20 protein-coding genes and 1 tRNA gene are annotated in these 23,443 nt (G+C 42.6%); 9 read left to right on the top strand and 12 right to left on the bottom strand.

The window, feature by feature from the left end; all coding sequences use genetic code 11:
* The first annotated feature begins 69 nt into the window (after positions 1 to 69).
* Together PY091_RS16725 and PY091_RS16720 are read left to right on the top strand one after the other, a co-directional pair.
* Positions 70 to 549 (top strand): DoxX family protein, encoded by a 480-nt coding sequence (locus tag PY091_RS16725; RefSeq protein ID WP_275650659.1) that lies wholly within the window; start codon positions 70 to 72, stop codon positions 547 to 549.
* Positions 546 to 2,162, top strand: a complete 1,617-nt coding sequence (locus PY091_RS16720) for a Gfo/Idh/MocA family protein (protein ID WP_275650658.1) — start codon at positions 546 to 548, stop codon at positions 2,160 to 2,162. Before PY091_RS16725 ends, PY091_RS16720 begins: the two co-directional genes overlap by 4 nt.
* An 87-nt stretch (positions 2,163 to 2,249) precedes the next feature.
* Here the strand turns inward: PY091_RS16720 and PY091_RS16715 are convergent, their stop codons facing one another.
* Both PY091_RS16715 and PY091_RS16710 read right to left on the bottom strand, forming a co-directional pair.
* Positions 2,250 to 2,507: a hypothetical protein gene (locus PY091_RS16715; RefSeq protein WP_275650657.1), complete on the bottom strand. Its 258-nt coding sequence runs from the start codon at positions 2,505 to 2,507 to the stop codon at positions 2,250 to 2,252.
* Positions 2,508 to 2,511: 4 nt separating this feature from the next.
* A complete protein-coding gene (locus tag PY091_RS16710) occupies positions 2,512 to 2,964 on the bottom strand; it encodes an SRPBCC family protein (RefSeq protein WP_275650656.1) in 453 nt (150 codons plus the stop codon).
* 160 nt (positions 2,965 to 3,124) lie between these two features.
* On the opposite strand from PY091_RS16710, the gene PY091_RS16705 reads away from it, so the two are divergent.
* The 6 genes from PY091_RS16705 to PY091_RS16680 all read left to right on the top strand — a co-directional run bounded on the left by PY091_RS16705 (position 3,125) and on the right by PY091_RS16680 (position 9,883).
* Positions 3,125 to 3,964, top strand: coding sequence for a peptidyl-prolyl cis-trans isomerase (locus tag PY091_RS16705; RefSeq protein WP_275650655.1), 840 nt, complete (start codon positions 3,125 to 3,127; stop codon positions 3,962 to 3,964).
* On the top strand, positions 3,948 to 5,348 hold the full coding sequence (locus tag PY091_RS16700; protein WP_275650654.1) for a peptidylprolyl isomerase: 1,401 nt from the start codon (positions 3,948 to 3,950) through the stop codon (positions 5,346 to 5,348). The genes PY091_RS16705 and PY091_RS16700 overlap by 17 nt, the downstream gene beginning before the upstream one ends.
* A 4-nt stretch (positions 5,349 to 5,352) precedes the next feature.
* On the top strand, positions 5,353 to 6,306 hold the full coding sequence (locus PY091_RS16695) for an AAA family ATPase (protein WP_275650653.1): 954 nt from the start codon (positions 5,353 to 5,355) through the stop codon (positions 6,304 to 6,306).
* Positions 6,307 to 6,411: 105 nt separating this feature from the next.
* Positions 6,412 to 8,679, top strand: a complete 2,268-nt coding sequence (locus PY091_RS16690; protein WP_275650652.1) for an aconitate hydratase — start codon at positions 6,412 to 6,414, stop codon at positions 8,677 to 8,679.
* Positions 8,680 to 8,759: 80 nt separating this feature from the next.
* On the top strand, positions 8,760 to 9,320 hold the full coding sequence (locus PY091_RS16685) for a TlpA family protein disulfide reductase (RefSeq protein ID WP_275650651.1): 561 nt from the start codon (positions 8,760 to 8,762) through the stop codon (positions 9,318 to 9,320).
* A complete protein-coding gene (locus PY091_RS16680) occupies positions 9,317 to 9,883 on the top strand; it encodes a TlpA family protein disulfide reductase (RefSeq protein ID WP_275650650.1) in 567 nt (188 codons plus the stop codon). Before PY091_RS16685 ends, PY091_RS16680 begins: the two co-directional genes overlap by 4 nt.
* Here PY091_RS16680 and PY091_RS16675 read toward each other — a convergent pair whose 3' ends face one another.
* The 5 genes from PY091_RS16675 to PY091_RS16655 all read right to left on the bottom strand — a co-directional run bounded on the left by PY091_RS16675 (position 9,884) and on the right by PY091_RS16655 (position 13,792).
* Positions 9,884 to 10,336 carry a sterol desaturase family protein gene (locus PY091_RS16675; protein ID WP_275650649.1) on the bottom strand — a complete coding sequence of 151 codons (453 nt, stop codon included), beginning with the start codon at positions 10,334 to 10,336 and terminating at the stop codon, positions 9,884 to 9,886.
* Positions 10,333 to 11,175, bottom strand: coding sequence for a phytoene/squalene synthase family protein (locus PY091_RS16670; RefSeq protein ID WP_275650648.1), 843 nt, complete (start codon positions 11,173 to 11,175; stop codon positions 10,333 to 10,335). Before PY091_RS16670 ends, PY091_RS16675 begins: the two co-directional genes overlap by 4 nt.
* Positions 11,172 to 12,632, bottom strand: a complete 1,461-nt coding sequence (locus PY091_RS16665) for a phytoene desaturase family protein (protein WP_275650647.1) — start codon at positions 12,630 to 12,632, stop codon at positions 11,172 to 11,174. The genes PY091_RS16670 and PY091_RS16665 overlap by 4 nt, the downstream gene beginning before the upstream one ends.
* A 6-nt stretch (positions 12,633 to 12,638) precedes the next feature.
* Positions 12,639 to 13,538 (bottom strand): MerR family transcriptional regulator, encoded by a 900-nt coding sequence (locus tag PY091_RS16660; RefSeq protein WP_275650646.1) that lies wholly within the window; start codon positions 13,536 to 13,538, stop codon positions 12,639 to 12,641.
* Between the two features lie 170 nt (positions 13,539 to 13,708).
* A tRNA-Leu gene (locus PY091_RS16655) sits at positions 13,709 to 13,792 on the bottom strand.
* Positions 13,793 to 14,018: 226 nt separating this feature from the next.
* On the opposite strand from PY091_RS16655, the gene PY091_RS16650 reads away from it, so the two are divergent.
* Entirely contained in the window at positions 14,019 to 15,797 is a 1,779-nt protein-coding gene (locus PY091_RS16650) for an alkaline phosphatase (protein WP_275650645.1), read from the top strand.
* Positions 15,798 to 15,874: 77 nt separating this feature from the next.
* On the opposite strand, the gene menE is transcribed toward PY091_RS16650, so the two are convergent.
* From menE to PY091_RS16625, 5 genes are read right to left on the bottom strand one after another with little or no spacing between them, the layout of a single operon-like run.
* Positions 15,875 to 17,368: an o-succinylbenzoate--CoA ligase gene (gene menE / locus PY091_RS16645; RefSeq protein WP_275650644.1), complete on the bottom strand. Its 1,494-nt coding sequence runs from the start codon at positions 17,366 to 17,368 to the stop codon at positions 15,875 to 15,877.
* 12 nt (positions 17,369 to 17,380) lie between these two features.
* The gene (locus PY091_RS16640; protein ID WP_275650643.1) at positions 17,381 to 18,367 is read right to left on the bottom strand and encodes a 3-oxoacyl-ACP synthase III family protein; all 987 of its coding nucleotides are present in this window, start codon (positions 18,365 to 18,367) and stop codon (positions 17,381 to 17,383) included.
* A 21-nt stretch (positions 18,368 to 18,388) separates the two neighbouring features.
* Positions 18,389 to 20,824 (bottom strand): TonB-dependent receptor, encoded by a 2,436-nt coding sequence (locus tag PY091_RS16635; protein ID WP_275650642.1) that lies wholly within the window; start codon positions 20,822 to 20,824, stop codon positions 18,389 to 18,391.
* Positions 20,825 to 20,850: 26 nt separating this feature from the next.
* On the bottom strand, positions 20,851 to 21,807 hold the full coding sequence (locus PY091_RS16630; RefSeq protein WP_275650641.1) for an alpha/beta fold hydrolase: 957 nt from the start codon (positions 21,805 to 21,807) through the stop codon (positions 20,851 to 20,853).
* Positions 21,794 to 23,305: a sodium:solute symporter family transporter gene (locus tag PY091_RS16625; RefSeq protein ID WP_275650640.1), complete on the bottom strand. Its 1,512-nt coding sequence runs from the start codon at positions 23,303 to 23,305 to the stop codon at positions 21,794 to 21,796. The genes PY091_RS16630 and PY091_RS16625 overlap by 14 nt, the downstream gene beginning before the upstream one ends.
* Positions 23,306 to 23,443 lie beyond the last annotated feature (138 nt).

The raw sequence follows: 23,443 nt of genomic DNA, 5'->3' as shown, positions 1-23,443 counted from the left end.
AAAACTAGCACCAATTCTTCTTTAACAACCTACAAGAACAAGGAACAAATTCAATTAACCATAACAACTATGAACCAAAATCAAAATAAATTAAAAGCAAGTGTTACCCTGCTTCGAATTTTTATAGGGTGGCATTTTTTATTTGAGGGTGTGGTGAAGATGTACAATCCCGAATGGACTTCTTTCGGATATCTGGCCACTGCCCAAGGACCTTTTGAGTGGTTTTTCACCATGTTGATCGGTGATGCCACAATCGGATGGGTGGATACCCTGAACATTATTGCCCTAATGGTAGTCGGTGTGACCTTTGCCCTTGGAATTTTCGAGCGAATCGGAGCCATTGTGGGGGTCGGTCTTTTAGCCCTTTATTTTTTGGCACACCCGCCGTTTCCGGGACTTACCCAAATGAACGTGGAAGGAAACTATTGGCTCATCAATAAAAATTTGATAGAGCTTGTGGCCTGTATCGTTATCTATCAAATGCCTACCGGATCTTATTTTGGCCTGGACTATCTTAGAAAGAACAAACTTAAAACTCAAGAACAATGAAATGGACTAGAAGAGACCTATTAATAGGATTGGGCGGCTTGCCTATACTTGGAGCTGTATGGTGGGCCGGTGCGGCGACATCCGTTGGCTCACGGAAAAAACGCTCCGAAATCTTGGAGCAACTTAATATAAAACCGTCCTTGCCACCTGCGGTTCCCGGAATTGGAGGAGACCCTGTAAGGATCGGGGTGATTGGTTTTGGTATCCGCGGAGAACAGTTGACCCGTGCTCTTGGTTTTGCCACCGATGAGTGGAAGGAAGAGATGCGCTTGGCCGCAGAGGAGGATCCAAACAATAAAAGGTTGGAGGATTTTGAAAAACAAGAACGCCTCAATGTGAAATTGGTAGGTATCTGTGACGTTTTCGATGTCCGTGCCGAAAAGTTCATCAATTCATTCTCCACCGATGACAACAAGATCAAAAGATATCTTACCTACAAGGATATGATCCAAAGTGGGGAAGTGGATGCGGTCGTGATTGCCACACCCGACCACTGGCATGCACCTATGTCCATTGAAGCCTTGAACAACAATGTGCACGTGTATGTGGAAAAACCCATGACACACACTGTTGCGGAAACCTATACGTTGCGTGACGCTGCCGAAAAATCCGAAGCAGTATTCGCTGTGGGTCACCAGCATAGGCAAACACTGAGTTTCAGTACTGCCCGGGATATTGTGGACAAAGGAACACTGGGCCATGTCTCATTGATCCAGACCAATACCAATAGGAACGATGATAACGGCGCTTGGAACTATGATATCCATGAGAAAGCCAGTCCGGAGACCATTGATTGGGACCAATTCTTGGGCTCTGCACCAAAGGTGCCATTCAACAAGAACCATTTTTTTAGATGGCGTAAATGGTGGTCCTATGGTTCCGGCCTTTCAGGGGATTTATTGTCGCATGATTATGATCGCTTGAACTGCGTATTAAATATGGGGATTCCAGCATCTGTAATGTCTTCAGGTGGAATTTACACACATAACGATGGACGAAATGTGCCCGATGTGATTCAAGTGAACATGGAGTTTCCTGATTTCAGTACCGGAAGCAGTCAAGTTAAGGGCAAAGAAAATGGTATGACCTTTTGCTACAGTGCCACATTGGGGAACGGGTTCAGTAGGCCGACCATCCTCATGGGGCATGATGCCACCATGGAACTCGGAAATAGATTAACCGTTTGGCCAGATGGAGCTTCTACCCGATATGCGGATATGTTGGAAGCGGAAAAAATGAATCCCAATGTACCTATTTACCATTATGATCCTGCTGCCAATGCAACGGATGCAGTTTCTTCGGCCACATCGCAATATTTTGCCGACAAAGGTTTAATGTGGACCTATATTGATGGGGTCCGGGTAGATTCCACCTTCTTGCACATGCGGGAATGGTTGAGTGTTATCAAAAACGGTGGAAAAGTAAGTTGTGGTATCAAAGAAGGGTTCGAGGAAGCTATTTCTGCTCACATGGCCGGTCTATCTTGGAAACTGGGTAGAAAAATAGAATGGGATGCAGCCAGTAAAACTTTAAAACCCATCGAGGGTATCGATTTTGACCAAGTACTCTTGGCCAACGATAAATGGAACATACAGCCAGAAATGGTTGGATGAGGTTTCTTGATTTTTACGGATTCTAGTCCGCAAAATGGGATGTTGCCAAAAAGGAGATAGTTCTTAGCGGCAATGTCCCATTTGTTTTTATAATTCTTTATCGTACACTTGGCCACGATGGGGTTTGAGCAAACTGCGAACTTCCTGAAGTTCGAACTCCGCCACCACCAAATAGGCTATACTGTGTACTGGACTGTGGTGTTCTACTCCCCCCAGGTCGTACTTTAGTTCCTCAACGTCAACGAATTCTTTAAGGTGTTTTAGGTAATGCTCCGCAGTACGTGCGGCACCAGGTCCTCTAAAATCCCAAATGATCTTGATTTTTCTGTCCAAAAGTCTTTCCATTAAGTTATGAGTTGAGTACGGATTCACCTTTTTCGGCAAATGCCTTAAAGTCTTCCATGTATTTTAACGATTGTTTTTTAAAGGCTCCGGGCATTAACAGGCCCATAAGTTTCATTCCAAGGCCCGAGAATTGAAACTCGGATTCAGAAACCCAGCGTGTCTTGTCGCCCTCCTCCTTGAAATAGTTTTTTTGAATGTTGTGCACACCTTTGGTATCATAGGTCATGTGGAGCTCTTCCGGTAGGTTTCTTTTGATAATGGTCTCCACCATATCCATTTTTCTTTTGCCCATTTCGTAGCTTAGACTCATTCTGGAACCTTCTTGTCCTGGATTTTTGCTCAGCTGTTCAAAACCGATAAGACCTTTTTGCCAATGTTTCATGTTTTCGGGGTCGTCCATTTTTTGAATGAATTCATGCCTTGGAACATCGACAACAATTTCGGTAGTGTACTTCATTTTTAGTTTGGTTTGGTACTAATGTAGCAATTTCTAAACATCTATCTCCGACTAAAAAATTCTGTTAATGAAATTAGAACCTACTTGTAGGGCATTTTGTAATTGTTATTTTTGCGAAATGCTTAAGCTCCAAAAAAATACGTTTTTTATCTTATGCACTATGGCATTGACCCTTGGTACTTCTTGTGAGGGGATGTTCAATAAGGCAGAAGAGAAGGAACCTGTGGCCAGAGTGGGTGATGCCTATCTTTATAAAGAGGACATAGCTGCATTGATCCAAGATGATATGACAGCTAAGGACAGTGCGGTTTTTGTGACAAATTATATCAATAATTGGGCGTCCAAACAATTATTGCTGTCCAAATCAAAAATCAATCTTCCAGAAGAAAAATTGGCCGAGTTCGATCGTTTGGTTTCCGATTACAAAGCGGATTTATACACCAGGGCGTATATCGAGGCTTTGGTCAATCAATCCCAGGACACTTCAGTGACCAAGGGCCAGCTCGAGGAATTTTATGAAAGGGAGAAGGAAAATTTCAAACTCCGTGAAAAGTTGGTGCAGCTCAGGTTTGTGGGTATGTCCGAACAGTTCTTGGATAGGGCGGGCGTTGAGGATAAGATAAGGAACTGGGACGATGCTGATAAAAGATACTTGGATTCCATAGCGGTGCAATTCAAAAAAATACATTTCAACGATTCCATTTGGGTCAGTGCCGCAAGGGTGATAGAAGAAATACCGCCCCTAACAAGGGCAAATGAACAGGACCACTTAAAAAAATCACAATTTTTTGAGTTACAAGATTCCTTAGAGGTATATTTGGGCTTGGTGACCAATGTGTTGGAAGTCAATGAAACAGCACCTTTTGATTACGTGGAACCGGATATTAGGCAATTGATCCTGAACAGAAGACGATTGAATTACGTTAGAAAACTGGAAACCGAGATCATAGATGAAGCTATTAAGAAGAACGAATTTGAGGTTTATGAGAAAGAAGATTAAAGGATTGTCCATTGCATTCCTTGCATTTTTTGGAATGGTACAAGCACAAGAGGCGGACGAGGCATTGGGAGTCAATGACTCTACGAGCTCCGTTAATAAAGTTAAACTAGATGGGATTGCTGCGGTAGTGGGCGATTATGTGATCTTGGAATCAGATATCGACAAGACCTTGATCGACCTTCAAAACCAAGGAGCCTCTACGGAAGATATTACACGTTGTAGCCTATTGGGCAAACTTATGGAGGACAGATTGTATGCACACCAAGCGGTACAGGACAGTTTGTTGGTATCCGATGATATGGTAAATGCCCAAAGTGATAGACAGATACAACAATTGACTCAGCAGATCGGGAGCGTTGAAAAAATGCTCAGTTACTACAAAAAAACAGATATGGAGAGTTTCCGTGAGGAACTTTTCGAGATCAACAAGTTGCGAATGCTCTCGGAAAAGATGCAGGGAAAAATTGTTGAGGAGATAGAAATCACACCAGAGGAAGTACGTCAGTTCTTTTATAAGATTCCAGAGGATGAGAGACCGGTATTCGGAGCGGAACTGGAAATTGCCCAGATCGTAAAGCAACCCGAGGCGCCGGAAGAGGAAAAGCAAAAGGTGATCAACGAACTGAACAAGATCAGACAAGACGTTCTTGAAAATGATGGAAACTTTAGGGTAAAGGCCATTTTACATTCCGAGGACCCCGGCTCCAGACCTAATGGAGGTTTTTACAGCATTACCAAAGAAACGGGATTTGTAAAGGAGTTTAAGGACGTTGCCTTCAGTCTTAATGAGGGAGAGGTTTCGGAACCGTTCGAGACCATTTTTGGCTACCATATCATTTTCGTTGAAAAAGTTAGAGGGCAGGAACGCGACATCCGCCATATTTTAATGATTCCCGATGTGCCTCAGAGTGCAATCGATAAAGCGGTAAGCGAACTGGATACCATTCGCAAGCACATTCTTGAAGGAAAATACACTTTTGCAGAAGCAGCATTGAATTTCTCTGAGGAAAAAGAGACCAAATTTGATGGAGGTCTGTTGCGTAACCCTATCAATTTCGATTCCCGTTTCGAATTGACCAAAATGGACCCCAAGCTATATAATCAAGTTAGGGACCTAAAAGATGGTGAAATATCACGTCCCATAAGGGAAGATGATGAAAGAGGTGGCCCACCCAAATTCAAGATCATGAAAATATCCAATAGGTACGACGAGCACGAGGCCGATTTTGCAAAGGATTATCTGAAAATCCAGGAGTTGGCGCTTCGTGAAAAGCAGTTCAAGGCCATTAAAGAGTGGATGAACGAGCATATTGAAGATACCTACATCCATGTAGACCCTGAAAGTAGAAGCTGCGATTTTGCGAACAACTGGGTAAAGGAGTAATCGTATGTCGGATGTAGTTGCGGTAGAAAACCTTGTAAAGAAGCATAAGGAGCTAAAAAAAGAGATTGCCAAGGTCATAGTGGGCCAAGAAACGGTTATCGAGCAAATTTTGCTATCTATCTACACCGGAGGGCATTCCTTGCTGATAGGTGTCCCTGGCTTGGCCAAGACCCTTATGGTAAATACCATTGCCCAGACCCTTGGTTTGGATTTTAAAAGGATTCAATTTACACCGGACCTAATGCCCAGTGATATTCTGGGTAGCGAGGTTTTGGATCAAAACCGTAACTTCAAATTTATCAAGGGGCCAGTTTTTGGAAACATCATTCTGGCCGATGAAATAAACAGGACGCCACCTAAGACACAGGCAGCTTTACTGGAAGCCATGCAGGAACGTGCGGTGACCATTGCAGGAAAGCAATACAAGCTCAATCGTCCTTATTTTGTGCTGGCTACCCAAAACCCCATAGAACAAGAAGGAACCTACCCATTGCCCGAGGCACAGTTGGACCGTTTTATGTTCGCCATAGAATTGAAGTATCCATCGGTGGAAGAAGAGATCCAAGTGGTCAAAGCCACTACAACGGATGACGATGTGCAGATAAGTACACTTTTCAATGCCGAGGAAATCATTGAGGTACAGCATTTGGTCCGACGAATTCCCGTTCCTGACAATGTGATCGATTATGCGGTAAGGCTGGTGAACAAAACCAGGCCCGGCCAAGAAGGGGCTTCGGAATATGTAAAAAATTATATTGATTGGGGTGCCGGGCCCAGAGCATCCCAGAACCTTGTTCTTGGAGCAAAGGCCCATGCTGCCGTTCATGGAAAGTTCTCTCCGGACATTGAGGACGTAAAGGCAGTTGCCCTTGGAATCCTTCGCCATAGGATACTCAAAAACTACAAAGCGGAAGCTGAAGGCATTACCGAAGAAAAAATTATCACGGAATTGTTGTAAAAAATAGGAAAGTCAACACTTATTTAGTACGATTCTAATTCCAAAATACTTCACGATTTAGTAAATTTACCGAATTACGAAAATCTTAAAAAACTCAATTGTATAATGGCATTTGATATAGACATGATTAAGGGTGTCTACGCTACCATGGGGGAACGCGTAGAAAAAGCCCGTGAGTTGGTGGGCAAGCCCCTGACACTTTCCGAAAAAATATTATACTCTCACCTTTGGGACGGTAAACCCGAAAAAGCATTTGTAAGAGGCAAGGATTATGTAGACTTTGCTCCAGATAGGATAGCTTGTCAGGATGCAACGGCACAAATGGCCCTATTGCAGTTCATGCAAGCGGGTAAGGATAAGGTCGCTGTTCCAACAACGGTACACTGTGACCACTTGATCCAAGCCAAGGAAGGAGCTGCTACTGATTTGAAGCATGCCAATGAGACCAGTAAGGAGGTATTTGACTTTTTAGGGTCTGTATCGAACAAATACGGAATCGGGTTCTGGAAACCCGGAGCGGGAATTATTCACCAAGTGGTGTTGGAAAACTATGCCTTTCCCGGAGGTATGATGATCGGAACCGATTCACATACCGTGAATGCCGGTGGATTGGGAATGGTGGCCATTGGTGTAGGTGGTGCCGATGCTGTGGATGTAATGGCCGGAATGGCCTGGGAACTTAAATTCCCTAAATTGATTGGTGTAAAATTGACCGGAAAGCTTTCAGGTTGGACAGCACCAAAGGATGTAATCTTGAAAGTTGCCGAGATTCTTACCGTAAAAGGGGGGACAGGCGCAATCGTAGAATATTTTGGACCTGGAGCCACTTCTATGTCCTGTACAGGTAAAGGTACCATTTGTAACATGGGAGCCGAAATTGGAGCTACAACATCGACTTTCGGATACGATGAATCCATGGAACGCTATTTAAGGGCCACGGATAGAGAAGATGTTGCCGACGAGGCCAATAAAGTGAAAGAACATTTAACTGCTGACCCTGAAGTTTACGCCAACCCAGAGCAGTATTTTGATCAGGTGATCGAGATCAATCTTTCCGAGCTTATGCCATTGTTGAACGGTCCGTTTACTCCGGATTTGGCCACAGAGGTGGGAACAATGACAGATAAGGCTACGGAAAACGGATGGCCGTTGGCCGTTGAGTGGGGATTGATTGGGTCTTGTACCAACTCTTCTTACGAAGATTTGTCAAGAGCATCATCCATAGCACAGCAAGCGCTGGACAAAAAATTGAAAACAAAGGCCGAGTTTGGTATCAACCCAGGTTCCGAACAAGTGAGATATACCACAGAGCGTGATGGAATCCTTGAGATATTCGAAAAGCTGGATGCCAAAATATTCACCAATGCCTGTGGACCATGTATAGGTCAGTGGGGACGTTACGAGGACCCAAAGAATGCTCCAAAAAACAGTATTGTACACTCGTTCAACAGAAACTTTGCAAAGCGAGCCGATGGCAACCCAAATACACATGCTTTTGTTGCCTCTCCAGAAATGACAGCGGCAATTGCTATTGCAGGTCGTTTGGATTTTAATCCTTTGACCGATAAATTGATCAATGAGGATGGCGAAGAAGTGATGTTGGATGAGCCAACAGGATGGGAATTGCCTCCAAAAGGATTTGAGGTAAAGGAAAACGGTTACGAAGAGCCAAGAGAAGATGGAAGCGGTGTTCAGGTAATAGTAGCCGAAGACTCCGAACGTTTGCAATTATTGGAGCCATTTGTTCCAATCAAAGCAGAGGAACTTCAAGGTATGAAGCTTTTGATAAAAGCTTTCGGAAAATGTACCACGGACCACATTTCCATGGCGGGACCTTGGTTGCGTTTCAGAGGGCACTTGGACAACATTGCCAATAACACTTTGATCGGTGCGGTAAACGCTTTTAACCAAAAAACAAATTTGGTAAAAAGCCAGTTGACCGGAGAGTATGGAGGTGTTCCTGATACCCAGAGGGAATATAAAAAGAAAGGGATCAAGACCATTGTTGTGGGAGACCATAACTACGGTGAAGGTTCTTCAAGGGAACATGCGGCCATGCAGCCAAGACACTTGGGCGTTGCCGTGGTATTGGTTAAATCCTTCGCAAGGATCCATGAGACCAACTTGAAGAAACAAGGTATGTTGGCATTGACTTTTGCCAATGAGAACGATTACGATTTGATTCAGGAGGACGATACCTTCAACATTGTTGATGCAGCCGAGTTTGCCCCTGACAAACCGTTGACCATTGAAGTGGTTCATGCCGATGGTAGCAAGGATACCATTATTGCCAACCACTCCTATAACGATGCACAGATCAAATGGTTCAATGAAGGTTCAGCCTTGAACTTGATCAAGAAACAGAATGCATAATTCGTATCTAAAATAAGTTGTGAAAACTCCTGATATATTTTAAATGTCAGGAGTTTTTAATTTTTGATAAACACCCATCCATGAAGATCAGTAAAAAGACCGTACTCAATATCGTATTGATTCTTTTTGTCCTATCATTTTTCGTAACTCCAATAGGCTACTACGGTAAAATTTGGTTGAACAGGTTATTTGCCTTTTCACCTGATATCATTGAAGCCTCGGAACAGCAAAAAATATCCGATTACGATTGGCGGCTCAAGGATGAGGAATGGAATTTTTTCAATTTTAACAAGTCCAAGGGCAAGGTTATCTTCATTAACCTTTGGGCTTCATGGAGATTGCCCTGCGAGGCGGAACTTGCAAGTATTCAGGAATTGTACGACCAATATAAAGGTAAAATGGACTTTTATATCATTACCAATGAGGAACAGGCGCCCGTCGAGGCCTTTATGGAAGAACATGGATTTACTTTTCCGGTTACCTATTTGATCATTGGGGACAAGATGGCGGTTGATACCAGCACAGTGCCTTCTTCCTATTTGATCGATAAATCGGGGAACATTGTAATTCACGAAGAGGGTATATCCGATTGGAGCAACCGAAAGGTCTACACACTGTTGGATGAATTGATCGCAGAATGAAAATAACGAAAGAACAAATCAGCAATGGCATATGGATTTTGGCCATATTGCTCATTCTTTTCACGCCCATCGGATTCCATGTAAGGGTGTGGGTTAATAAAGTAGTGGCCACGGTCATTAGTCCAAGTACCATAGATGCCGATGAACAATCCACTTTAGGTACCTACAATTGGAGCTTGGTAGATTTGGAGGGTAGACCAACCAATCTTCAATCCAAGAAGGGAGAGGTGATCTTGGTCAATGTTTGGGCTACATGGTGTCCGCCGTGCGTAGCGGAACTTCCAGGTTTTGTAGATCTGTACTCGGATTATAAGGATAAAGTCAGTTTTGCCTTTGTGGCCAATGATGAAAAAGATAAGGTAGTCGCTTTCCTAAAAAAGAAAGGATACGAATTGCCAGTGTATTTTCAAGCTTCTGCCATGCCCAGTGAATTGGAAAGTGGGAGCATTCCAGTGACTTATATTATAGACAGAAAGGGAAATATTGTGGTCGACAAGACCGGAGCGGCCAATTGGAACTCGGACAGTACCCGAGACCTATTGGATGGTCTGTTATCCGAATAATTATTTCCTTTTAAAATACTTAAAGGGCACTACCAGCATTCCAAAGCATTCCCCGTCTTCCTTTCCTAAATGTTTGTGATGTATTTTATGAGCCCTACGTACACCACGTGCATACCAGTTGTTGGCATTTCGGAATATTTTAAAACGTTGATGGATAAAAATGTCATGGACCATAAAATAGGCTATTCCATAGGCCAATATGCCAAAGCCCAAGGGCCACCCGTACCAGAACCAGGTGTAGTTGCCCAAGTAAAAAAGCGTCATGCTCACAATGGCATAAAAAATAAAAAACGCATCATTTCTTTCGAACCAAGAATCATGGTCTTTTTTGTGATGATCCCTATGAAGACTCCATAAAAATCCGTGCATCACATATTTATGGGTGAACCATGCCATGAACTCCATAAAGCAAAAAGTTCCCAGAAATATCAATATCCAAAGTGCTATCTTCATTGTACCAGTTGTAATTTATAGTTGACGTAAGATTGTGCCAAAAGTCCAAATTTTTGATAGTTCGGCACCCGGATCCGTGTATTTTTTATTTCCAATGGTGGTGTGCTCTGTAATTTTTGTAGCAGTTTTTTGTAATATCGGTACGCCGTATATACCCCAAACTTGGCCTGTTCCGGTAGTTGTACAATTCCTGAATATCCAAGGGCAAAATCAGCTTTTATCTCGTTGACAATTCTTTTTTTGGACTCCTCGTCCAGCTCCAAAAGGTTGGTGTTCGGAAAATATGTCCTGTTCAGGTCCTCGTAATCTGCTTTAAGGTCCCTTAAAAAGTTCACTTTCTGAAAAGCGGAGCCCAAGGCCATGGCTGATTCCTTGAGTTCCTCATATTTTTCCTTGTCGCCTTTTACGAACACACAAAGGCACATCAATCCAACTACATCCGCAGAGCCGTAAATGTACTCCCGGTACTCGTCAAACGTTTCATAGTTTTTCTTGGTCAGGTCCATTCGCATACTCTTCATAAAGGACGCTACCAAATGATGTGGGATATCATATTTATGATAGGTATACTGAAAGGCGTTCAGGATGGGGTTAAGACTGATTTTGTCTTCTATGGCCTGTTCCATGTCCTTTTCAAAGGCATCGAACAACTTTGCCTTATCGTATTCGTGAAAAGTGTCCACAATTTCGTCCGCAAATCGCACAAAGCCGTAAATATTGTAAATGTCCGCCCTTATGGATGGGGCCAACATCTTTGTCGCCAAAGAGAAAGAGGTGCTGTAGGATTTTGTTACAACTTTGCTGCAGTCGTAGGAGACATCGTCAAAAATAGATTTCATCTTTTTACTTCTTTAATGATTAAATCAGCCACCAGTTTACCGGATATCAGGGATGGTGGAACCCCTGGGCCGGGAACGGTCAACTGACCGGTAAAGAACAAGTTTTTTACCTTGCTACTTTTGAGGTTAGGTCTTAAAAAAGCGGTCTGGCGCAATGTATTGGCCATACCGTAAGCGTTTCCTTTAAAGGAATTGTACTGCTCCACAAAATCGTTTACGCAGAAACTTTCCTTAAAAATTACAGAATTTTTTACAGATTGTTGGGTCAATTTTTCAAATCGATCCATAATCAGGTCATAATATTGCTCCCGGAGTTCGGGCGTATCTTCCAGTCCTGGTGCTATGGGTACCAAAAAAAATCCCGTTTCCCTGCCTTCTGGAGCCATTGAGCTATCCGTTACGGATGGGAAATTGGCGTAGAACAATGGGTCGGTAGGCCATTGCGGGACATCGTATATTTCTTGGGCATGTTTTTCAAAATCAGTATCGAAAAAAAGGTTATGGTGTTCTATGTTCTCCAGCTTTTTATCGAAACCGATATAAAATAGGAGGGAAGAAGGTGCATAGACCTTGTTGTTCCAATATTCCTCTGAATACTGACGGTACTTTTTGTCCAATAGGGTCTCCGAATGATGGTAATCGGCACCGCTGACCACGTAATCGGCCAAGTGGTTTTTTCCTTTGCTTCGAATTCCCAGTACTTCACCGTCCGAAACCAAAATGTGACTTACAGGGCTATCGGTATGTATAGTGACCCCTAATGATTCGGCCAAACTTTTCATGGCCTTGATGATTTCGTACATACCTCCCTTGGGATGCCATGTCCCCAGTCCAAAGTCGGCAAAGTTCATGAAGTTGTAAAAAGAAGGGGTCTTACTTGGTTTGGCTCCCAAAAACAATACGGGAAATTCCAGGGTAGAGATCAATTTTGGGTTTTTGAAACGTTTACGGACCTGCTGACTGATGGTCTTGAAAAACTGATCGACTTTAAGGACCGTTTCCTTGGTGACCAGTTCCAGGGGAGAAATACCTGGCCTTAGCACGACCTTGTTAATGGCGATGTCGTAATTTTCTTGGGCCTGTTCTATGAATTGGCGCAAGTGCTTACTGCTTCCTTCCTCTATCCTTTCAAATTCTTCACAGATGGTATCCATGCAATCGCCTATGGTGATCGTATCGTCCGTGAAGAAAATTTTATAAGCAGGATTTAATTTGTCCAATTGGTAGTAATCCGATGTTCTTTTTCCAAAATCTCCAAAGAACTTTTCAAAAATATCGGGCATCCAATACCAGCTTGGACCTATGTCAAAAGTAAAGCCGTCCTTTATCAATTGCCTGGCCCTGCCACCTACAGTGTCGTTCTTTTCGAACAGGTCAACTTCAAACCCAGCTTGGGCCAAATAACAAGAAGCTGAGAGCGAAGAAAAGCCGGATCCTATGACAATTGCCTTTTTCATATAAGTTTAAAGAGATTCTATAAGTTCGTTTATGGATTTGAACGGTTTTATGGGGCCGTCGACCACATCGTTGGTTAACTCCTGTATCTGGTAACCCAAGGCATAAAGTTGGGATCCTGGTGATTTTTTAAGTAATTCATTGAACCGCTCAAAATAGTCATCAATTTCATCCTTTGTTGGTGAAACGGTAAAATAGGAAACGAACCTGATTTTATTATAATATTTTAAAAGGTCCTCCAGACTTTCAATGGGCATGGTCTGACCGAGATAAATGGTCTTGTAGCCTTGCAGGGCCAACTGGTAATTGATGTAGAGCAGTCCCAATTCATGGATTTCGTTCTCTGGCAGAAAAAGTACAAAGACTTCATCCTGTTTTGTCGGTGATTCAACTTGAAGTTTTTCCGTATGGATGTAAATTTTTTGTTTGATCAAGTTGGATATGAAATGCTCATGTGCAGGACTGATGGTATTGGTCTGCCAAAGCAACCCGAGCTCGTTCAGGAGAGGAATGAAAACTTCGTTAAAAATCTGGGTGAACGATTTTTCTTCCATAAGTCCATTGTAGGTCTTAAGGAACAGGGATTGGTCAAAGTTCAACATGGATAGTTTAAAGGAATTGAGCGCATGGCTTTTCTCGCTTTTTTCCGAAATTATCTCGTTGACCAAAGCCGGTATTTTCTCATCGCCCATTTTCGCAATCTTGGAAATTTTGTACCCATTATTGTACAACAGGGTCACGTTCAAGAGTTTTTGCAAACTCTCCAGATTGTAAGTGCGGATATTGGTATCCGTTCTTTCAGGGCTGAACAAATTGTATCTCTTTTCCCAAATTCGAATGGTATGGGCCTTAATACCAGAAAGGTTCTCCATATCACGAATGCTAAAAGAAGTTTTTACGTTGTTCATCTTTTTGGTTTAAACGTTAAACAAATTTACAATTTAAAAGATGTCATCCTAGTTTTTTATCATAAAATTTAGAATCCTTTTTAAAAATATCAGGGTTTTGGGAAAAGGTTTGAGGATTTGTCAGGGAGTGTTTAAATAAAAAAACCGCAAGTATTTGCGGTTTTTTCTTGTGCCCACGACTGGAGTCGAACCAGCACGTCCTTACGAACACTACCCCCTCAAGGTAGCGTGTCTACCAATTCCACCACGTGGGCCTATTGAATTTTAAGTGTGCAAATATAATTTTTTTGAGATAAATGGGCCATGTTTTATGTGGTCTATTTCCGGAGGATATTTTTAATCAAGCGATAACCTGATAATCATGGGCATGGTAATAAATTTTACAAAATCATAATGTCCGAATGAAAACGTCTTTAGAAAATTTGTTCGTATTTGCCTTTTCTCAGATCACCTTTTTTTTAAGACTTTAAACCAAGTAAAATGAGAATAACTATACCTTTCCTTTTCTTTTTATGTGCGCTGCTTAAATCCAATACCCTGCTTTATGGTCAAGGCACGTACCATGTTCATTCCCATAACGATTATGCCCAAGAATTACCCTTTTGGTATGCCTATGGCACTGGGGCATCTTCCATTGAGGCGGATTTATTTTTAAAGGATGATATGCTTTTTGTGGCCCATGCGGAAGATGAAATCAATCCAAAGCATACATTTAAAAGGTTGTATCTGGATAGGATGAGCCGTTTGGAGGAAGAGGGAGTCCTGCGAGACCTTCAATTACTCATTGATTTGAAGTCCGAAGCTTATATGACCATGGAAAAAATTGTTGGGGTTTTGGAGGGATATCCTCAGTTGGTCAAAGGGGGTAAAGTAAAATTTGTGATTTCAGGAAATCGTCCCAAACCCATAGATTATAAAAATTATCCTGATTTTATCTGGTTCGATCACCAGAATTTGGATGAGTTGGATGAAATCGATCTTGAAAAAGTTGCTTTGGTTAGCGTAAGTTTTAAAAGTTATTCCGTTTGGAACGGCTATGGTAGAATGACTGCGCCTGACTTGGAGGCTGTTGAAAATGCAATTGAAAAAGCAAAATCCTCAGAAAAACCATTCCGTTTTTGGGCTACTCCGGATACTAAGACTGCTTGGGCACGATTAGCTAAAATGGGTGTTGATTTTATAAATACCGACCATCCCGCTTTGGCTAGGCAATATTTAGACAAATTGAATGCGAATACCTTTCAGTTGGATCAACCAAATGAAATTTATACGCCCAAGTTTGAGTATGATGAATATGAAGCTCCAAGGAACATCATTTTAATGATCGGCGATGGTAATGGCTTGGCTCAGATCTCTTCTGCGATGATCGCCAATCGGGGAAACCTTACCGTTACAGGATTAAAAAATATTGGCTTGGTAAAAACAGCCTCGTCCGATGATCTGATCACCGATTCAGCAGCTGGGGCCACTGCTATGGCAACAGGTACAAGAACAATCAATAGGGCCATTGGGGTGGACCCCGAAGGTAAAGCATTGAACAGTTTAGTGGATGTACTGGGAAGTAAATGCTTTAACACGGCCATTGTAACTACCGATGCCATTTTCGGGGCCACACCTTCTTCATTTTATGCACATCGAATAGAGCGGGATAATACTACTGGTTTGGTTGAGGATTTGAAGGGAAGTCAGTTGGACTTTTTTATTGCTGGTGGGAAAATGGAAAATGCGACCATTGGAAAGGCCTTCGACGAAAGGACATTGGATACATTCAATGATTATAAAGGACCTACGGCCGTGTATTTGGGCGATAATAAGGCGCCAAGTATGGAGAATGACAGGGGAAGCGTTTTCCCAATGGCCGTACAAAAGAGCTTGGATGTATTGGAGCGGTCCAAAGATCCATTTTTCCTAATGGTCGAAGCTGCACAAATAGACAATGGCGGGCATGCCAACAGTACCACGGATATTGTGCATGAGATGTTGTACTTTGACCAAGCCATTGCCAAGGCATTGAAGTTTGCCGATACCACTAAAAACACCTTGGTGGTTATCACTGCAGATCATGAAACTTCTGGTTTTGGTATTGTAGGTGGTAGTTTGGATGAGGGCTTGGTTCAAGGTGATTTTTTAACGGTAGATCATACAGGAATTATGGTACCACTGTTTGCCTATGGTCCACAAGCTGATCGTTTTAATGGGGTTTATGGGAATACCCAAATCTTTGAAAAAATTATAGAGTCGTTGGATTTGGAAAAATAAAAGGACGGTAAATCTCGGTTACCGCCCTTTTTTCTCGACCTAATTATCGAACGAGATCAAAACTTGAGCAAAAAATTTTAAATCAGATTCCTTTCTATCATAAAGGCTTTCTTCATGTTCTTGCGATCAATTTTACCGGTATCCCCTTTGGGGACGGAATCAATAAAATGTATTTCTGAGGGCACTTTAAATTTGGCCAAATTTTCCAGACAGTAGGTTTTGATCTCTTCTTCTGAAATTTCTGTTCCCTTTACAATAAGTGCGGCTCCACATTCTCCCCATTTTTCGTGAGGAATTCCAAATACCACGGCTTCGCTGATGGCTTCATGCTGTAAAAGCACACGCTCGACCTCTACGGGGTATACATTTTCGCCACCACTGATGTACATGTGTTTTTTTCTATCAACGATAAAGACAAAGCCTTCATCGTCCATGATGGCGACATCACCGGTCTTGAACCATCCATCCTCGATACTGTTTTGTGAAGCTTCATGATTTTGCCAATATCCAGGTGTGATCATGGGCCCTGAAATCCAAAGTTCCCCCGGTTCATTTCTATGAAGGTCTTTGCCTTCATCATCTACAATACGTAGTTGGACATAAAAATTCGGTTTTCCTATCGAACCTTGTTTTTTTTCCGCCATATTTTGATGTAGTGAGGTAAGGTTGGGGCCAACTTCCGTTAACCCGTATCCCTGCCGTATCGGTACATTTTTATCGTGATATTTACGTATCAAGGGCACTGGCATGCTCTCGCCCCCAACTATGATATAGTTGAGGAAGCCTATATCGGTAGTTTCAAATTTTGGAAGTTCGGCTATCATTTTAAGCATGGTGGGTACCCCCATGAAAAGGTCCAGTTTTTCGGTCACAATGGAGTCCAATATCTTTTCTGCATCAAACTTCTTGAACATGATGATGGTGCCACCATGATGAAGTACCGGCGTCAAGAGTACATTCCACCCCCCTGTATGGAACAGGGGCATGCAGTTCAAGGTTTTCGTGGCACTGCTTATCACCAAACTGAGTGCGGTATTGATACTGTTCCAAAACAGCATTTTATGGGTGTACATTGTTCCTTTTGGGAAACCTGTGGTGCCACTTGTATATAAAATAAAAATAGGATCCTCTTCAAGCAATTGCTCTGAAAAGTCGGGACCTTCATCATCCACAAAATGAATGAACGGAGCAATTGGCTCGTAGGTAGCCTTGTGTTTTAAGGCGTGTACATCATAACAATTTTCATCATACAACACCAACGAGGATGCCGAGTCTTTCAATAAAAATTCTACCTCTGCATGCGCTAATCTATAATTGATGGGTACCAAAATAACACCCATTTTTTGAGCTGCCCCAAATAATAGTACCTGGGTGAGGTCGTTCTCGGCAATGATCGCAATTCTATCACCTTTGCCAAGTTGATGCTTATCTTTTAGATAAAAGGCAATACTGTTCGCTGCATTATTGATTTGGGCATAGCTAAGGGTTTTGCCTGTTTCGGCATCCTTCAGTGCTATCTTTTCCGGGGTATAGCCCGACCATTTATTGAACCAATCAAAGGTGTTCACCATAATACTCTAAAGTTACAGTATAAAAGCATTTGCAGCAAAGGCCAATCCCCCACCGGAACCAATAAAAAACAAGGTGTCGCCCTCTTTGATCTTTTGGTTTTCCCATGCCTTGTGGAGTGCCATTGGAATGCAGGCGGAACCCGTATAACCATAATGGTGCATGACGGTATATGCTTTATTTTCAGGCACTTCCAATATTTTTAAGGTTTCTCTTATTGCATTAATGTTGATTTGTGTGATAAGGAACTGATCTACCTGTGAGACGGATATTCCCATATTCTCCGCTAGTTGATCGGCCAGCATGCTCCACATTTGCGGGTTGAGTTCGGGCGGGAATTTTTTTACGAACTTTAATTGGTGGTCTTTGTGGTCTATCACCTCGTGGTTGGAAGGATATTTGGTACCACCTGCGTAAATGCCCATCCAATCGGCATATTCCCCTTTTGAAATTAATTTTCCCGTTTGGTGTCCCTTGTTTTTTTCTTCGGTCGAGGTCATGATGACCGCTCCGGCCCCATCAGCAAAAAGGGTGACGGTTTTTTTATCCGTTTTGTCCAAATATTTGCTCATGCCATAAGCGCCGATCACCATAATTTTATGGAGCCCCCCACTTTTAATGTAATGGGCCGCAGTTTCGGTCGCCGTTACAAACCCGGCACAGGCCGAATTTAGGTCGAAAGTTCCTGCGTTCACAGCTCCGATTCTATGCTGAACCACCGCTGCTGTGGAAGGGGAGATATATTCGGGTGTATCAGTGGCTATTATGAGCAGGTCCAGCTCGGAAGCTTTCATTCCGGCATTTTTTAGTGCGGAATTGGCAGCTTTTTCACAAAGGTCGGCCGTGGACTCCCCTTCTTTGCACCATCTGCGCTCAAATATTTCTACATTTTCACGTAGCCAGGTGTCTACATCTTCACCCAGAATTTCGTTAAAATAGGCATTGGTGTAAATGTCCTCGGGAACATACATTCCCGAGGATATAATTTTTGCATTTTTCATCTATGCTATTTGAATGTTTTATTAATCCAAGTTCAATTTTGCTTCAAGTACATATAGTCCACCTGTTGGAGGAGCCGCAGTGAACTCCCTCATCTCCGTATTGAACAGATTGGTAGCGGCAAACGAGAGTGTAAAGTTTTTATTGAAGTGGTATCCAAAGTTGAGGTCGAAAGTTACAAAACCTCCCAAGGGACCGTAGTTGTAAGAATCCGTGCTTTTTGAATCTTCAACGATCGGCGTGCCCCTATAGGTGTACCCTGGCAAGGTTTCGGAAGCAATCTGGTAACTGGAGAAATAGTTGTATTCCTCTACCCATCTGCTAAATACGCCCCCAAAGAATTTATCTCCACTATAATTGACTCCGGCCCCAATTTTATTGGTTGGGGAATTGATCAAGAAATCCAAAAAGTTGACCTCTCCATCATTGTTGAAATCATTGTCCGTATCGTCCTCGTCAAAGGAATAATCGAAATAGGAATAGTTGGCCGTGGCACTCCATTTAGGTGAAATGCTATAGGTCAGCGATAGATCGGCCCCATAGGTGTTTACGCGTCCAAAATTGATATAGGTCGCGACCAATCCACTATAGAAAGCATATCCCGATTGTACTTCTTCAATCGGGGTATCACCTCTTTGTGTGGCCACTCCGATGACGGTAACAGGACTTAAGAAATCTTTATTGATATTGTAATAGGCATTGAAATCACCGTACAATTTAGGACTCAAAGATCCGCGATATCCAATTTCGTAGGTGTCCACTTTTTCCACACCTTGGGCAGGTACCACGGTTCCATCAGTTAAGGTGAAGCCATCGGAATTACCCAATATCAAACCGGAGAAAAGGTTTCCGTACATATTGATGATGGTCGGTGCTGCAATACCTTGACCGTAGGTAAATCGAAGTGTTCCCTTTTCGAACTCCTTCAAAACTCCAAACTTGGGAATCACATTGGTTCCGTAGATCTCATGGTTGTCTATACGGGTGGCTGCAATTCCGCGGAACCCGCTTCCAAAATCATAATCCAAATGCAGATAACCTCCCAGTTGGGCCACCTCGATGTCACCCCCTTCATCCAGTAAATAAGATCCCTTGCTGTTGGCCATATCCAATTGCCATTGCAGTCCGGTCACGAATTCCAATTTGTCATCAAAAAGCGTATTGGAATATTGCATTTCGGCATTCCACCGTTTGGAGTCATCGATAAACCGGGCAGCACTGGCATATGAAAATTCACCGGATGCTTCCTCCTCTGTTAATCCTGCATCTATCCCGCGATAGTATTGTTTGGTCCTTTCGTCGATGGAATAGGTGTCGTCCGTTTTACTAGTGGTGTAATAAGCTTGTGCAAAGAAATTGCGCGTTTTAAAACGCAACTGCCAAAAACTGATTCTCCAATCGATAATTTGGTTTCTTCCCACATTGGTCGGTGAAAGATAGGTACTGTTACTGTGTCCATATGTGGCGATAAGGTCTGTTCCTTCAGTAGGGGAGTAGTATGCACTTGCCTCCGTTTTGAAGAACCTTACATCGTTGTCCAGGTCATACTCGGGATACCCTTCCGTAACACCATCCAAGTTCCTATCGATATAAACGGAATCGGCATAAATAAATTCAGTGGCCTTTGTATACTCTCCGGTAGCTTTAAAGGCCCATTTGTCGCTTAGTTTTTTAGCTACTCTCAGGCGGCCCGAGTAGTATCCGTTTCCATCACTGTTTACACCTAAATTGGTTGCCACGGTAATTCCTTCGTGTCTCCTGGGGTCTTTGGTAATGGTGTTCAGCAATCCATTATGTGCATTGGGTCCGTACAGGGTGGCATTGGGCCCGAGTACAACTTCGATTTGTTCAATATCCTCTTTTACCGTTGTGGTCAATGGTCCCATAGGCAGTCCGGTGGCTATAAGGCTTGAGATTCTTCCATCTGCTACTTGAAGATTTTTGGAGTTGAAGTTGGAATTGAATCCACGGATGTTAAAAGCCGGGGTGGCAATACCTGCCCTGAAATAGTCGATACCCTTTTTTCGTGCCAACAATTCTGCTGGGTTTCCGGCATATTCGTTGATCTGTCTTGGGGATATGGTCACGATCGTGGCCGGAGAACTCGTTATTTTTTCGGCCTTTTTGGAGCCCGATACAATGACCACTTCATCCAAGCTCATACTCGCTTGTAGGGTGACATTGATCGTTGTTCCCGACTCTCCCAAAGTGATTGCTCTAGATACCGGTGCGAATCCAATGTAGGAGAATTGTACAATGTGCTTGCCCGGTTTTAAAAGTAGTTCGTAGTTACCGCTGGCATTGGTGGTGGTGCCTACACTAATTTCCGCGACATATACGCTTGCACCTTCCAAAGGGACTCCGTCCGCATCGGTAACGGTACCGGTTACAGCAACTTCTTGGGCAAAAAGTCCAGTGATGCCAAGAAACAGTACTAATAGTGTCTGTAATAGTTTCATTGTTTGTTTAGGTTTAGTTAATTAATCTATTTATGTGCTTGTGTGAATGTTTCTATTTCCTCGAGAACCTTGTTGGTCCTATCCCATATGATAAAATGACCGGCCCTTTCCAATACCTTGTGTTGAATACTTGGATAATCATTTGTCAGTCCTTCCATTAAATGGTCAACGGTAAGGTCCGGGTGCAAGATTTTATTGGGGATCAGGGCATCATTCTGTCCGAATAGAACCAGAATGGGAGCCTTTATCTTTTCAATTTGCAGGTAAACAGGCCCTTCCAGCATGGCTTTTATGCTGCCCACGGTCGTTTTGCAGTATTCTTCATAATATTCTTGGTCTTCTTTGATCTTTATTCTGTCCCGGTACATGAACTCTGCATCCTCCGGAAGTTGCATGCCATTAAAATTGATGTTGAAATTCTGTCTAATCTGCTCATCGGTCAGGTTGAGGTACAGGGACTCAGTGACCACTGCATCAAACCATGCGCGATCTTTTTCTGTGAAGGTCTCTATACCAGCTGGCGCAAGGAGTACCAGGTTTTTTAACCATGTCGGGTTTGTGACTGCCAATGTCATGGCAATCTGTCCTCCCATGGAATGCCCCATCAATACAACATCGGTCAATCCAAGTTCCATGACAAAATCATTAACGATTACTGCAAAACTTTCCATGCTTATGGTGTCGTGTGAAGTTTTGGTCTCACCGAATCCGGGAAGATCCAACGCGTAAGCTTCAACGTGATCCGGTAGATTGGACAAAATTTTATTGTAAGCTTTAGAGTAACTGCCCAGGCCATGGATCAAGACCCATTTGGTTTTTCCATTTCCAGCCTTTAGGTAATGGATTTCCAATTGTTGATCGGAAAGGTGTATTTTCTTTGATTCAATTTCTTGTCCCATACTGTTTTGAATAAAAGCCATGGTCAGGATTCCATAAATGCCCCATCTCCAAGACATCCGAATAAGTTTGTTAAGCAATGGCATGTTCGTTTTGTTTAGAGTTCATGGGTTTTATGGCGTATATAATTAGACCGACCGCTGTGGACAGAATCAAGGCGATTGCCGATGCAATGGCAGGGTTTTTCACTGTCATGCCCTCCATGTATGGTGTGAGTTCCAAATAGTAGACACCGAAGTGCGTGGTGATGGCCACCAGTGAAGCGACAATGGGAATCCATTTGTTCCGGGTTTTGGTGAAAATGCCAAAGAAGACTGGCACAAAAGCAGCGGAGAAAAATGCATATACCCCATTTTGGGCAAAAATTCCAACACTTAAACTTGGATTGATCAATTGGTCATAAGACAACAGAATGGCTATACCCCCCACGATTACGGTCAATACTTTGTTGATCTTCATTGGGGTCACCTTCAAATTGGCCATTTTGGTCAAGGGTATAACAAAGTCATTGGTAATAGTGGTGGGGATGGATTGTATCAAACCTTCCAATGTGGAGAGGCCTGCTGCCAATAGACCAAGGATCACAATAATGCCCACATAAACCGGGAACCGGTAAAGGACGTATGCAGAAACAATACCGTCCATATTTAGCTTGCTTCCATTGAACATTAGGTCAGGAAAGCTCAGACGGGCATAAATACCGACAAAGACAACGGAAAAGAAGAGTATCAATATAAGTACGGTATACAATAAGAATGCATTGACCTGTGAATCCTTCTTGATCAATAGGGACTTGGTGAGTATATGTGGTTGACATACTATGGCAATACCGACAATGGTGTTGCAAACGACTACCTCGAAGAAGTCCCTGAACAGAGGACTTTTTTCGTTAAAGGTTTGGGTTAGGGAAGGGTCTATCTCGTTTAACTTATTCATAAGCCCTCTGTCACCAGATTCAAACAACAGGTAAGCACCAGATCCTAGGAGCAAAACTGCCACAATGATCATTAATGTGGCCTGTACCGAGTTGGTATAGACCATGGTATTCGCCCCACCGATCATCATGTAGGTAAAAACAATAACCACGATGATGATTAGTATAGTGAGTTCGTTGGCGTTCAATGCTTTGGATACCACTTTGGTCATTCCAACACAGATCAATACTATAAAGGTTATGAGCAGCATGCTCAACAGTCCGAATAAAATCTTTAGAAATCGAGAATCATACCGCTTGCCCACCCAATCGGCAATGGATATGGATTTAACGTTCATCCCGTACTTTCGAAAGCGTTTGATAAAGATGATAAGGGCGGCATAGATTGCGAAGGGCATTACTACGCCGAAAGCGATAAAAGCACTTAAACCGTACAGTGCTATAAAACCAGGATTTATAATAAAAGTCGCGGCACTTGTTATGGATGCCGCCAAGGATAAGGCGACCGAAATGGAAGAGAAAGATTTGTTTCCTACAGCATATACTTCTAAGCTATCGGTGGAGGACCTTGACTTGTAAACCAAATAGAATAAAATGGACATGAATCCAATAAGAACAACAAGGGTGGTTATCTGGTAAGAGTCGGACATAATTTAAATATGGTAAATATGGTTGTTGTTAATATGAATAATCATTAAAATATGTAATTCAATTATGTGAAATTCGCATTTAAAGATTATTTTTTTTATTGAGAAAGAGTCTACTACTTTTAAGATTATAGATATTGA

The organism is Flagellimonas okinawensis (genome assembly GCF_029194005.1).
GTDB lineage: Bacteria > Bacteroidota > Bacteroidia > Flavobacteriales > Flavobacteriaceae > Flagellimonas > Flagellimonas okinawensis.
The sequence above is the reverse complement of the archived record's forward strand: the minus strand, read 5'-3'. Positions and strand labels throughout refer to the sequence as shown.